The organism is Streptomyces meridianus (assembly GCF_023703325.1).
Lineage (GTDB): Bacteria > Actinomycetota > Actinomycetes > Streptomycetales > Streptomycetaceae > Streptomyces > Streptomyces meridianus.
In genome coordinates, this window is sequence record NZ_JAMQGM010000056.1 from 1 (window position 1) to 12,569 (window position 12,569).

Annotated in this window: 11 protein-coding genes; 5 read left to right on the forward strand and 6 right to left on the reverse strand. The window is 69.9% G+C overall.

The features are described from left to right. Positions 1 to 69: 69 nt before the first annotated feature. Positions 70 to 1,053, forward strand: coding sequence for a glycosyltransferase family 2 protein (locus M1E25_RS23245; RefSeq protein ID WP_251418854.1), 984 nt, complete (start codon positions 70 to 72; stop codon positions 1,051 to 1,053). Positions 1,054 to 1,244: 191 nt separating this feature from the next. On the opposite strand, the gene M1E25_RS23250 is transcribed toward M1E25_RS23245, so the two are convergent. Further along, positions 1,245 to 1,919, reverse strand: a complete 675-nt coding sequence (locus tag M1E25_RS23250; RefSeq protein WP_251418856.1) for an AfsR/SARP family transcriptional regulator — start codon at positions 1,917 to 1,919, stop codon at positions 1,245 to 1,247. 215 nt (positions 1,920 to 2,134) lie between these two features. Between M1E25_RS23250 and M1E25_RS26040 the strand changes: the two genes are divergently transcribed. Then, entirely contained in the window at positions 2,135 to 2,698 is a 564-nt protein-coding gene (locus M1E25_RS26040; protein ID WP_505016605.1) for a helix-turn-helix domain-containing protein, read from the forward strand. 572 nt (positions 2,699 to 3,270) lie between these two features. Here M1E25_RS26040 and M1E25_RS23265 read toward each other — a convergent pair. Next, the gene (locus tag M1E25_RS23265; RefSeq protein WP_251418858.1) at positions 3,271 to 3,696 is read right to left on the reverse strand and encodes a Fur family transcriptional regulator; all 426 of its coding nucleotides are present in this window, start codon (positions 3,694 to 3,696) and stop codon (positions 3,271 to 3,273) included. A 462-nt stretch (positions 3,697 to 4,158) separates the two neighbouring features. On the opposite strand from M1E25_RS23265, the gene katG reads away from it, so the two are divergent. Together katG and M1E25_RS23275 are read left to right on the forward strand one after the other, a co-directional pair. Then, positions 4,159 to 6,399 carry a catalase/peroxidase HPI gene (katG, locus tag M1E25_RS23270; RefSeq protein ID WP_251418860.1) on the forward strand — a complete coding sequence of 747 codons (2,241 nt, stop codon included), beginning with the start codon at positions 4,159 to 4,161 and terminating at the stop codon, positions 6,397 to 6,399. A gap of 661 nt (positions 6,400 to 7,060) precedes the next feature. Next, positions 7,061 to 8,317, forward strand: a complete 1,257-nt coding sequence (locus M1E25_RS23275) for an MFS transporter (RefSeq protein WP_251418862.1) — start codon at positions 7,061 to 7,063, stop codon at positions 8,315 to 8,317. An 82-nt stretch (positions 8,318 to 8,399) separates the two neighbouring features. Here M1E25_RS23275 and M1E25_RS23280 read toward each other — a convergent pair whose 3' ends face one another. Both M1E25_RS23280 and M1E25_RS23285 read right to left on the reverse strand, forming a co-directional pair. Next, positions 8,400 to 8,798, reverse strand: a complete 399-nt coding sequence (locus M1E25_RS23280) for an ArsR/SmtB family transcription factor (RefSeq protein WP_251418864.1) — start codon at positions 8,796 to 8,798, stop codon at positions 8,400 to 8,402. Further along, positions 8,798 to 9,139, reverse strand: coding sequence for an ArsR/SmtB family transcription factor (locus tag M1E25_RS23285; RefSeq protein WP_251418866.1), 342 nt, complete (start codon positions 9,137 to 9,139; stop codon positions 8,798 to 8,800). The genes M1E25_RS23280 and M1E25_RS23285 overlap by 1 nt, the downstream gene beginning before the upstream one ends. A 374-nt stretch (positions 9,140 to 9,513) precedes the next feature. Here M1E25_RS23285 and M1E25_RS23290 point away from each other — a divergent pair, with 374 nt between their 5' ends. Beyond that, positions 9,514 to 10,602 (forward strand): permease, encoded by a 1,089-nt coding sequence (locus M1E25_RS23290; protein WP_251418868.1) that lies wholly within the window; start codon positions 9,514 to 9,516, stop codon positions 10,600 to 10,602. Between the two features lie 110 nt (positions 10,603 to 10,712). Here M1E25_RS23290 and M1E25_RS23295 read toward each other — a convergent pair whose 3' ends face one another. Further along, positions 10,713 to 11,984, reverse strand: a complete 1,272-nt coding sequence (locus M1E25_RS23295) for an ATP-grasp domain-containing protein (protein WP_251418870.1) — start codon at positions 11,982 to 11,984, stop codon at positions 10,713 to 10,715. Further along, entirely contained in the window at positions 11,944 to 12,393 is a 450-nt protein-coding gene (locus M1E25_RS23300; protein WP_251418872.1) for an ArsR/SmtB family transcription factor, read from the reverse strand. The genes M1E25_RS23295 and M1E25_RS23300 overlap by 41 nt, the downstream gene beginning before the upstream one ends. Between the last annotated feature and the right edge of the window lie 176 nt (positions 12,394 to 12,569).

Genomic DNA, 12,569 nt, shown 5'->3' on the forward strand with positions numbered 1-12,569 from the left:
CACGCGGCCCTCTCCCGCCGAGCACACCCCCTCCCGAATTGCCCTCCCGTTCGAAGTGGAAGACGGCATATGAGTCACAGCTCGACCCCCGCGGTCTCCGTGGTCATCCCCTGCCACAACTACGGCAGCTTCCTCCCCCACGCGGTGCAGAGCGTCCTGGCACAGACGTATCGCGACTGGGAGATCGTCGTCGTCGACGACGGCAGTACGGACGACAGCGCAGACGTGGCCCGGGCCCTGATCGCCCGGCACCCCGAACGGCGCATCCGGCTGCTGGAACAGGTCAACGCCGGAGTCTCCGCAGCACGCAACACAGGTATCGCAGCCGCAGCCGGCCGTTACATCCTGCCGCTGGACGCCGACGACGTGATCGCCCCCACGATGCTCGAGAGGACCACCGCGGTCCTGGACAGCGACCCGGCCGTCGCCATCGCGTCCACCGACATCTTCGCCTTCACCGACGACGACCTGCCGCCGCAGGTCCTGCCCATGCCCGCCTACAGCCGGGAACTGCTCCTCCAGCGACTGATCATGTTCTACTGCTCCCTCTTCCGCCGCGAGGTCTGGGAGGCCGTGGGTGGCTACAACGAGGACATGCGCGCCGGTGAGGACTGGGACTTCTGGATCGGGTGTGCCGAAAAGGGCTTCGACGCCCATCACATCCACGAGCCACTGTTCGGGGCACGCAACAAGGACACCGGGCTCCACGTGGAAGCCGCCGAGAACGACCTGGCCATCCGGGCGCGGATCGTGGCCAACCATCCGGGGTTGTTCAAGCCGGTCACCCGCGCATGGGCACAGGCCCTTCTGCACGAGGACGCGGAGACCGGAGGGCACGACGAGCGGGTCCCCGACGACATCCTCACCCGCGCCGCGGAAATGGAGCAGTTCCTCACGTCGGTCATGACACTTCAGCGCACCGCGCGGGTGCAGTACCACCGCATCCAGCACCTGGAGAAGGCGCTGGCGGACCGGGCCGGGACCACCCCCGGCACGAGCCGACCGTCCTCGCGTGCACAGGAGAACGGCCGTGCTCCGGCGGCTGCTTCGTGAGGCGTCGGGGACCCGGCCGCAGAAGGGCGGACGTTCCCGGCATCACGATGGACGGGGCGCTCGACCTTCGGACACCCGTCATCACGCCGAAGGTCGCCGAACGGCGGGTGCCGGCCCGGTCCGGCCGTACCGAACTCAAACTGCTCCTCGGTGGTCCTTCCCGGTCGGCGAAGAGGACTGCACGGTTCCGCTCAGACCGTTGCTGACGTGGCGCTTCCTCTGAAGGGGGACCGCGGGCGTGCACACCTCGCCGGCCAACGGCTGCCGACCGGCACGGACGCTCGGGTGTTCCGGACGTCGAGCCCGCAGTCCGACACGAGGATGCGCCGGTGGAGATCGGTGAGTTCGCTGCCGGGCTCGATCCCTATGTCCTCACGGAGGAAACGGCGCGTCGCGGAGTAGACGGCCAGTGCTTCGGCCCGCCGTCCGCTGCGGTGCAGTGCGAGCATCTGCAGGTCACGAACGTGCTCGTGGTAGGGGTGCTCGGAGGACAGGGCGGCGAGTTCGGCGATGACTCCGTCGTGCCGACCGAGGTCGAGATCGATCTCCAAGCGGCGTTCCACCAGGGACAGCCGCCATTCGGACAGTCGTGCGCGCTGGACTTCCGCGTAGCTGCCGCACAGGCCGCTCAGCGGTTCTCCGTCCCACAGTTCCAGGGCCGAGGTGAGCAGTCTCCGGGCCTGGCCCAACCGGCCGTCGCAGAGCTCCTCTTCGGCGTGTTCCGCCCGGCTCTCGGCAAGTGCGACGTCGAACCGGGCGGGTGATGCCCGCAGGACGTATCCGTCCGCACAGACGACCAGGCTCTCGGCACCGAGTGTGCTGCGCAGCCGGCAGGCCGCCGACCGCAGCGTCCCGAGTCGCGACATTACTCCCCATCAATTGTTCGGGGGTAGCGGCGAGCCCTGGACGACATCACGAGAGGGCCGGGCCGGGCCGGCGCGGTCCTCTGGCCTGCCGGTCATGCCGCCGGCCTCGATCATCCGAGGCCAACTGGTTCTGAATACACGAAATTTGGCGCGCCCGCGCATGTCGTTCCGGGGTACCGCTTGGGGGTCTCCCCGGGCAGAGATGACTGGAACGCGTGACCCTGATCGATCCTCAGCTTCGTGCCGTCGCTCACCCCCTCAGACTGCAGATGCTGACTCTCATGTGGCCCGGACCGATGTCCGCTGCCGAACTGGCCCGTGTCCTGGGTGTGTCCCATGCGCTGGCCAGTCATCACGTTCGCCGGCCGGCGGCAGTGGGACTGGTCGAATTGGTGGAGGAACGCACCCGGCGAGGCGGAAGGGAGCGCCCGTTCCGGGCAGCGTTCCCACGAGTCCGTCGTGGCGCACCGCTGTCCGACCACAGCGAAGGGGAGGGTGCCCTGCACATGGCGGAGGCGCTCATGTCCAATCTCCGGAAGCGGGTCGTGCAGCGGGCCCCCGAAGGCGAAGGCGTCACCATCGATGCCAAACTGTGGATGGAACCGGAGGTCTGGCGGGAGATGCGCCGACGCTTCATCGAGTTCGCCATCGACATGCACGATGCCGCTCACCCGGCAGGCACCCCGGGCACGGTTCGTGTGGGGGTCACCACCATGGCCTTTCCCATGAGCGAGGAGCACCCCCCGGGTGAGAAGACGGACGCCGGCGAGCCGTCCTGACCCGCTGGAACTGCGCGGGTCGGGGAGGAAGCCCCCCGCCCGTCAGTGACCGTCGGCCGTCGCCCGGCGAACGGCGGTCGTGGTCAGGATCGGCCGGGCGGGTGCCTGCGCGGGGATGCGAACAGGTGCGCCGCGGCCCCTGCCGTGACCAGGCCCATGGCAAGGAGCAGGCCCTGCGGCAGAGCCAGGCCCACCGTCAGGGACGGCAGGGAGACAGAGCGGCAGAGCCCAGGCCGGTCCGCGCCGGTACGCACGCGAACTGCGCCGCCGCCCCGCCCCCGCAGAACGTGCGAAGCCGGCATCGCACCGCTCGGTCTGCTCGGTCCGGTCGTACGGGATCGTGTCGCCGGGCTGTGCCATGGTCCCTCCTCCCCGGACCGGAATCGCGGCGTCACAGCCACGGTCACATGCGGGGGCGGCGGCCACCATCGGTACCGGCACCCATGTCCGCAGGCGGGCGACCCCCATGCCGTCGGACTACCGGTTACGGCCGGCGTCGGAAGGGCGGGTTCGCAGCGCGCCCGCACCGGGCTGCCGCAGGAGATCGGGATCGGCGCCCGGCATCCGCGCGGCTACGCGCCCGGACGCCGGATGCAGGCGGGGCAGAGCCCGCGATAGGTGACATCGGCGCCGGAGACCGTGAACCCGAAGCGTTCCTCCGCCGGGAGGTCGGCGAGCGGGCTGCCGGTGGGACTCACGTCGCGCATGGTGCCGCACGCGGAGCACACCAGATGCTGGTGCGGGTGGTGCGCGTTGGGGTCGTAGCGCCTGGCCCGGCCGTCGGTCACGACCTCGATGACCTCACCGAGGGAAACCAGTTCGCCCAGGGTGTTGTAGACCGTCGCCCGGGATATCTCCGGCAGCCGCTGCGCCGCCCGGGCGTGCACCTCGTCGGCGGTGAGATGGACGTGGTCGCCCTCGAGAACCTCGGCCACGACACGCCGCTGGGAGGTCATCCGCCAGCCGCGGCCCCGCAGTCGTTCCAGCAGGTCACTCACGCATTCCCCCCTCTTCGGGCCCGACCGTACCGGGCTTCGGCGGACGGACGCCCGGGTCCCGATCGGATACGAGTTTGGCTTTCTTATTGACTTGGACTCTGTCCATCGTAGGATCGACTCCGGCAATAGCCAAGGGACAGGAAGACTCCGGACGGCAGGAGGCAGAAGCATGACGAGACGTCCTGCGCCGGCGTGCGCATGACGACCCCTCGCGGCCTGCCCGTCGCGGCGGCACTCGTACGCCGCATCGAACCGGCCGGCAGCCCGGCCCGTTCGAGGGACGCGGCGGCGGAACCACCGCCGCACCGTGCGCCGGTCGTACGGTGGCTCCTGACCGCGTCCGACCACCACGGCTTCTGTCGCATCGACGAAGACCGAGGTCATTTCCGGGGGCCTGTGCCCCGACCGTTCCACCGACCGCAGTTCCTGAGCACGTGATCCGTCTGGTCCGGAAGGAATTTCATGTCTGAGCACTCCGAAAACCACGAGGCCATCGTCGTCGACGCGAAGACGGAAGGCGAAGGTGGCTGCCCGGTCGCACACGGGCGCGCGCTCCACCCGACACAGGGCGGCGGAAACCGCCAGTGGTGGCCGGAGCGGCTCAACGTGAAGGTTCTCGCCAAGAACCCGGCCGTGAGCAACCCCCTCGGCGAGGAGTTCGACTACGCCGAGGCCTTCAAGTCCCTCGACCTCGCGGCCGTGAAGCGCGACATCGCCGAGGTGCTGACGACCTCACAGGACTGGTGGCCGGCCGACTTCGGCCACTACGGCCCGCTCATCATCCGCATGGCGTGGCACAGCGCGGGCACCTACCGGGTCAGCGACGGCCGCGGTGGCGCCGGAGCGGGCCAGCAGCGTTTCGCGCCGCTCAACAGCTGGCCGGACAACGTCAACCTGGACAAGGCCCGCCGCCTGCTGTGGCCGGTCAAGAAGAAGTACGGCCGGACGATCTCATGGGCCGACCTGATGATCCTCGCCGGCAACGTCGCCCTGGAGTCCATGGGCTTCAAGACCTTCGGTTTCGCCGGCGGGCGCGCAGACGTCTGGGAACCCGAGGAGGACGTCTACTGGGGCCCGGAGACCACCTGGCTCGACGACAAGCGTTACACCGGCGACCGCGATCTCGAAGACCCGCTCGGCGCGGTCCAGATGGGCCTCATCTACGTCAATCCGGAGGGCCCGAACGGCAATCCGGACCCGCTCGCCGCGGCCCGCGACATCCGCGAGACGTTCCGCCGGATGGCGATGAACGACGAGGAGACGGTCGCCCTGATCGCGGGCGGCCACACCTTCGGCAAGACGCACGGCGCCGGGCCCGCGGACAGTGTCGGCCCCGACCCCGAGGCCGCCGGTCTCGAGGAGCAGGGCTTCGGCTGGCGGAACTCCTACGGCACCGGCAAGGGCGGTGACACCATCACCAGCGGCCTCGAGGTTACGTGGACGCCCACCCCGACGAAGTGGGACAACACCTTCTTCGAGACCCTCTTCGGCTACGAGTGGGAGCTGACCCGGAGCCCTGCCGGCGCCAACCAGTGGACGGCGAAGGACGGCGCCGGGGCGGGCACCGTCCCCGACGCCCACGACGCGTCGAAGCGTCACGCGCCGACCATGCTGACGACCGACCTCTCGCTGCGCGTGGACCCGGCCTACGAGCAGATCTCGCGGCGCTTCCTCGAGAACCCCGACGCGTTCGCGGACGCCTTCGCCCGCGCGTGGTTCAAGCTGACCCACCGCGACATGGGCCCGGTCCAGCGCTACCTCGGCCCGGAGGTTCCGGCCGAGACGCTGGTGTGGCAGGACCCGGTCCCGGCCGTGGACCACGAGCTCGTCGACGCGGGTGACATCGCCGGCCTCAAGTCCCGGATCCTCGACTCGGGACTGTCGGTGTCCGAACTCGTGTCCACCGCGTGGGCGTCGGCATCCTCCTTCCGCGGCAGCGACAAGCGCGGCGGTGCCAACGGTGCACGTATCCGCCTCGAGCCGCAGCGCGGGTGGGAGGTCAACGACCCCGACCGGCTGGCGACGGTGCTCCGCACCCTCGAAGGCATCCAGGGTGACTTCAACTCCGCTCAGAGCGGCGACAAGAAGATCTCGCTGGCCGACCTGATCGTGCTCGGCGGCTGCGCGGCCGTCGAACGGGCTGCCAAGGACGCCGGTTACGACGTGGAGGTCCCCTTCACGCCGGGTCGTACGGATGCGTCGCAGGAGCAGACCGACGTGGAGTCGTTCGCCGAGATGGAGCCGCCTGCGGACGGCTTCCGCAACTACCTCGCGAAGGGCAACCGGCTTCCGGCCGAGTTCCTGCTCATCGACCGGGCGAACCTGCTGACGCTCAGCGCCCCGGAGATGACGGTCCTCGTCGGCGGACTGCGCGTCCTGGGCGCCAACCACCAGCAGTCCTCGCTCGGGGTCTTCACCTCGACCCCCGGTTCGCTGACCAACGATTTCTTCGTCAACCTGCTCGACCTGGGCACGACGTGGAAGGCGACGTCCGAGGACGCGAACACGTTCGAGGGCCGCGACGCGGCCACGGGCGAGGTCAAGTGGACCGGCACTCGCGCCGACCTGGTCTTCGGGTCGAACTCCGAACTGCGCGCGCTCGCGGAGGTCTACGCGAGCGATGACGCGAAGGAGAAGTTCGTGCACGACTTCGTCTCCGCATGGAACAAGGTGATGAACGCCGACCGGTACGACATCGCCTGACCGACCCCCGTCGTTCCGGGCCGGCCCGCTGGGGGCCGGCCCGGACGTGCGTGATGCGAACAGGTGGTGCGACAGGTGCGTTGCCGCGGGAGGCGACCGCCCGCGGCGAGGCCGGGAGCCTGCCCGCCGGAAGCCTCAGCGGCCCTGCCGACGTACGGACGCGACCGGGCGAAGAGGACGACAGCCACCGAACCCTGTTCGCGGAAGGTGTCCCCGGAGGAATCCCCCCCACCCCGCCGAAAGGCACGTTGAGGTCCGGGCCTGTCGTCGGACCCTTGATCTTGATCGATCCGGCGGCCCCTGGGAGCCGCCCCCTGGGGGTGCCCCGTCCCTGGGCCGGCGGGTTGCACCGGTGTGGCGACGGGGTGCTGTGCTCGGGCCCCGGGAAGGACGGACGGCGCATGTCCGGGCCCGCCGTCGGCTGTTGCGCGCGGCAGCACCGGTGCCCGGGTCCTCCCGGCCGGCTGCGACAGATCGAAGATCCCGTTCCCGTGTGTTTCAACAGACGGGGCGACGGAGAAGCGCCAGTAGGCGGCCGGGGCCCGTCGCCGGCCGAGCCCGAGCTGCGACACAGCGAAGGAGCACCGGATGACAACACGTCCACGCCCTGCCACGGGGACGCACACCGTCATCCGGCTCCACGCCGGAACAGGGGTACGCCGTGCCGGATGAGGACAGCGTCCCCGCGACCGCCCATCTGCGGCCGGCACGGGCGGCGGTGTCGGCCATCTTCTTCGTACACGGTGCGGTGTTCGCCTCCTGGGCAGCCAGGGTCCCTGCCGTTCAGGACGAACTCCAGCTGTCCGCAGCGACGTTGGGCCTGGTGCTGGCCGGCCCGGGGCTCGGCGCGCTGGCGGGCAGCCAAGCGGGCGGGCTGTTGGTGCACCGCCTCGGCAGCCGTACCGTGAGCGCGTCGGCTTCCATCGTGCTCAGCATTCCGCTGGGTCTCGTCCCGACCGCGCAGTCCGCGTGGTCGCTCATGGCCGTCCTGGTGGTGCTGGGTGCTGCCGACGGTTGCACCTCGGTGGCGATGAATGCCCAGGCGGTTCAGGTGCAGCGGCAGTACGGCCGTCCCGTGCTCAACTCCATGCACGCGATCCGCAGCATCGGCGCCGTCGGCGGCGGCCTGGCCGGAGTCGCCACGGCAACGCTGGGCCTGTCACTGCGAACCCAGTTCCTGCTCCTGGCCGTGGTGGTGGCCGTCATGTCGGCACTGGCTGCCTGCGGCCTCCAGCCACCCGCGGGACAGGCCGGGGAAGCGGAGGAAGCGTCCGGTCCTCGCTCCGGTCGCCCTCCGGCCGAGAGCACGCAAGGCGCTGCCGGGAGGGGGAAGAACGGGCGGCTGATCGTCCTGCTGCTCGCCCTGATGACGTTTCTTGCCGCCCTGGTCTCCGACGCCCCCGCCTCCTGGAGCGGCATCTACCTCCGGCATGTCGGTGCGGACGCGGCAATGGCCGCCGCCGGATACGCGGCCTTCTCCGCCGGAGAGGTCACCACCCGACTGTTCAACGACCGGCTGGTGAACCGTCTCGGGTGGGTCCGCCTGATCCGGGCCGGCACCCTGTGCTGCGCCGTCGCGCTCACCGCGGCTCTGCTGCTGGCACTTCCCTGGCCCGCGTTGGCGGCGTTCGTCGTCGCCGGGGCCGGGATCAGCGCGGTCTTCCCCGGCGCTTTCAGCGCGGCGGGGGCTCTTCCCCACCCGGCCTTGGCGATGGGCCAGATCGGCTTCGCCGGCAACCTCGGCTGGCTGCTCGTCTCACCGATCATCGGCGGGCTGGCGACGCTCGTCGGACTGCCCACCGCCCTCGGCGTACTGGCGCTCGCGGCGGTGACCATCTCCGGGCTCGCCCCGGTCACCCGCATCGGCACGCCGGACGGCTCCGGCACTTCGCGGGCGGCCCAGCGGGTGAACGGCTGAGCTTCTCCCCCACAGGGAGGGCGGAGGTTGATGCGCGCGTCGAGCCCCCGGTTCACCGCGGTGACCATCGACGCCTCCTTGGTCAGACGGTGACAGGGCGTGGGCCGGGGACGGCGGGCCGAGGGAACTCGCTCGGCCCGCCCACGAGTACGGCGCCGATGGAGGGCAGGACACCGGGAGCCAGTCGGTAGTACACCCAGGTTCCGCGCCGCTCCGAGGTCAGCACCCCCGCTTCGCGAAGCTTCTTCAGGTGGTGCGAGACCGTGGGCTGGGAGACGCCGACGTCGGCTATGTCGCAGACGCACGCTTCACCCCCGGGGTGCGATGCCACCCGGGAGAGCAGACGGAGGCGCACGGGGTCGGACAGGGCCTTGAACAGCGCTGCCAGAACCTCCGCGGCGTCCTCGGAAAGGGCGGCCGTGGTGATCGGCGGACAGCACGCCGGCGTCGGACCGGCTCCGCGCTCTCCCGGCTCCGGCATCAGTCCGCGCTCCGGGCCGAGGCCGCCGGGCGGCCCATGACGGCGTCGGCGGCACTGGGGAAGCAGGCGACGCAGGCGACGTTGATCGAATAGAAGATCGATGTTCCCTGGCGTTCACGGAAGACGAAGCGTACGTCGGCGAGCAGCTTGAGGTGATGCGACACGGTGGACTGTCCGACGCCCACCTGCTCGACGATCTCGCCCACGCTCATCGGACCATCGGCAAGGGCCAGAAGGTTCAGGATCTGGACGCGGGTGGGGTCGGAGAGGGCCTTGAACCAGGTTGCGTAGGCCTCGGCCTCGGTCCGATCGATCAGCTGGGCATTCATCGTGCCGGTCATGGTTAATCGATAGTATTCGATTGCCAGGGCGAGCGGCAAGCCTTCACCGGGCCCGCGGGAGGAGAATGCGCCCCCACCCCCGCGCCCGACGTCCCGCTTTCGGACCGATCGCCCGCCGGATCCGGCCATTACCGGGCTCGACGCGTCATGGCCTCCCGCCTCAGGCCTTGTCTGCCACGCCTTCCCGGAACATCGGGATCTCGGCCGCATCCACACCGCGGACTCGCGCTCCCGGGGGTGCACACAGCCGTGGTCGGCCGACCATTAATCGTTTATCATCGATATTCGATGAATGGGGAGGGGCGCGCGAACCGTTGCTCCGAGCAGGTCGACCGCCTCCCGTCCGTGCCGTCCGCTTCAGAGAGGTTCACCCCGTGAGTGAATTGCAGGCTCTCTGCCTGTTCGTCCTGCGTGAGGTCGTGCACTACCTCCCATGGTTCCTGCTCGCAGTCGTTCTGGGCATCTCGGTACAGCGCCTGTCCATCGACGTCGTCGCGCGGCGCAGCTTCTCCAGACGAGGCGTACTCGGGATCGCCATCGTCACCGCCATCGGTGCCTTCAGCCCCTTCTGCTCGTTCACGGTCATCCCTCTGATCAGACGGTTCCTGATCGCGGGCGTCCCCCTGTCCGCCGTGATGTCCTTCTGGATCGCCTCACCTGCCATGGACCCGGAGATCTACGCTCTCTCCGTCGCCCAGCTGGGGTTCCCGGTCGCCACGGCACGCCTGCTCGGTGCCCTGGTCCTGAGTTTCGGCGCCGGGCTCCTGGTGCTCGTCCTGGAGCGGCGGGGCTACTTTGCCGATCCTCTGGTCGGCACGTCCAGGACGAAGTCTGCTGCGTCCTGCGCGCAGTCCGCGGACCCGGCCCCCGCTGCCGCATGCTCGGCAGCGAGAACGCCGGTTCCGGTGGCGGCAGGAGCTTCCGGCGTCGCAGGCGATGGCGAGGCCCGTGACGGCACCACCACCTCGACCGGCTGTTCGTCGGTGTCGGATCAGGATCCGCTGGTGGACGACGGAACGCCGTGGCGTGTGCTCGTGCGCCGGGACATCAAGAACCTGAGGTTCGGCGAGATCCTCAAGGAGATCTGGGGCGACTCACTGGTGCTGGGCAAGTGGCTGTTGCTGGCCATCGTCCTGGAGGCTTTGATCATCCGCTACGTGCCCAGCGATGTGGTCTCTTCGCTGCTCGGCACGGACGGCGTGGTCTCGGTACTGATGTCGGGAGCCATCAGCGTCCCGCTCTACCTCAACGGTGTCGGAGCCATTCCGGTGGTGGAAGGCCTGATGAACCAGGGCATGGTCGCCGCCGCCGGTGTCACCTTCCTGCTCGGCGGCGCGGTGACGACGATCCCGGCGATGGTGGCCGTGAAGAGCGTGGTGAAGAGCCCGGTGTTCGCCTTCTATCTGGGGGTCGGCCTCCTGGGCAGCATCGGCATCGGCCTGGTGGTGCTCCCTCTGCTCTGACTGATGGACGCCCGCTCTCGCCGGAGGGCCCCACGGTCCACTCTTCGGAGGGCCGGCGAAGTCGTCGGCCCTCCGAAGAGCGGCGTGGGGAAGGGTGGAAGCGCATCGCTTCAGTCGCTGAGGGGCCGCGAGCGCAGTTCGATCAGGGAGTGCGCGTCGGCGATGTCGGCGGCTACCTGGTCGGGGTCCTCGCCCACAGCGATCACGTAACCGTACCGCGACATGTAGGCACGCGGCGGCAGCGCGAGCCGGGTGCCGGGATTCGCGGTGGCGACCGCCTTGTGCACGGTGGGCCCGAAGCGGTCGGTGCGGACGACTGCTTCGACGGCTTCGCAGTCGGCTTGCGGGTACAGGAACCGGATGGCGGCGGTCTTCTGCGTCCTGGGGCCGGTCTCGGGGACCAGGCCGGCCGCGGCGCAGGCGGCTGCCACAGCGGGATCGGTTCCGGTTGCCAGGGCTCCGAGGTAGGGGATGAAGTCGCCACCCAGGCGAGCGTTGATCTCCACCAGGCGGGGGCCTTCGGGGGTCAGCTTGAACTCCGCGTGCGTGGAACCGGTGTGGAAGTCCAGGGTCTGATGGATGAGATCCAGCTGATCGATCAGGTCCGGGTCCTTCAGCAGGGGATCGCAGGCATCGACGGTGTGTCCGGTCTCCTCGAAGTAGGGGTCCAGTCCGACCTGCTTGCGTGCGACGACCATGGGGGTCACCACGCCCTCGGCCACCACGGAGTCCACGCTGATCTCAGGGCCTCTCAGGTATTCCTCGACCAGCACATCGGCTTCGTAGCGGGGTACCCCCGGCCATTGGGCGGTGCCGGCGGCGGTGAAGGCGGCCTCGACGGCACCGGCGTCGTCGGCGCGGACGACCCCGATGCTCCCTCCCAGTCCGCGGGCTTTGACGACCACGGGATATCCGATGGCGTCGGCTGCCTGTCGCGCCTGTTCCGTGGTGGAGACGGGCGTCGACGCCGGCTGGGGGATGCCCGCCGCGGTCAGCAGGGCGCGGGTCACGGCCTTGTCCCGGCACGCAAGCACCGCATCGGGCGGGCTGCCCGGCAGGCCGAGGGCCCGGGTGAGGCGGGCAGTCGCGTGGACCAGCGATTCGTCGTAGGTGAAGACCCCGGCCACGGGGTACTCGGCGAGAACGGGGGCTGCCGCGGCGGCCAGCGCATCGGGGTCGTGCGTGTCCACCAGGGTGGTTCCTGCGACATACGGAAGCTGCCAGGTGGGTTCGTGGGCGTCGAGGAGCCACAGCCGGAACCGGCGGGACACGGCGGCCACGATGTATTCGCGGTATCGGCGGTCGCCGCTTCCGACGAGCAGGAGCACAGGAAGGGCCTCGTCAGCGGTTTCGGCAGGAGCGGGCTGCGGGCGGGCGGCCATGGGGAACCCTCGTCTTCTCTCGTGTACCGGGCAGGCCGGACCCTTGTCGAGCGGCCCGTGGTTCGGCGGACTGCTCCGGTGATTCTTCGGAGCCGGGGAGTTGGGGGCCGCCGCCGAGCAGGGTGGCGGCGGCATGCGGAAGGGCCGAGACGCAACGGTCGTCGACCGAGTACAGGATGTTGGCGCCCGACCTGCGCCGGGTCAGGATCCCCGCCTGGTGCAGCGTCTTGAGGTGATGGGACACGGTCGGCTGGCTGGTCTTCAGGTGTTCGACGATGGAGCCCGCCGGCACCGGGGCGCGCTGCTCGGCCAGGTACCGCACGATGAGGATGCGCGTGGGGTCGGCGAGTGCCTGGAACCAGCGGGTGTACGTCTCGATGATGTCCTGTTCGAGGGGGGTCCGGGGCATGGCGCTTCTCTGAGTCCTGTCCGGCGAGTGGCGCTGTCCGCCGCAAGGCGGGGTCGGGGTGGTGCGTGCAGATGCAAGGCGGAGAGACGTCCTCGTAGTGGGCTGCTCGGAGCTTTCGACAACGCAGCAGATCTGTGTGCCGGGCGCCCCGGCCAGGCGGGATTTCTCGGACAGGA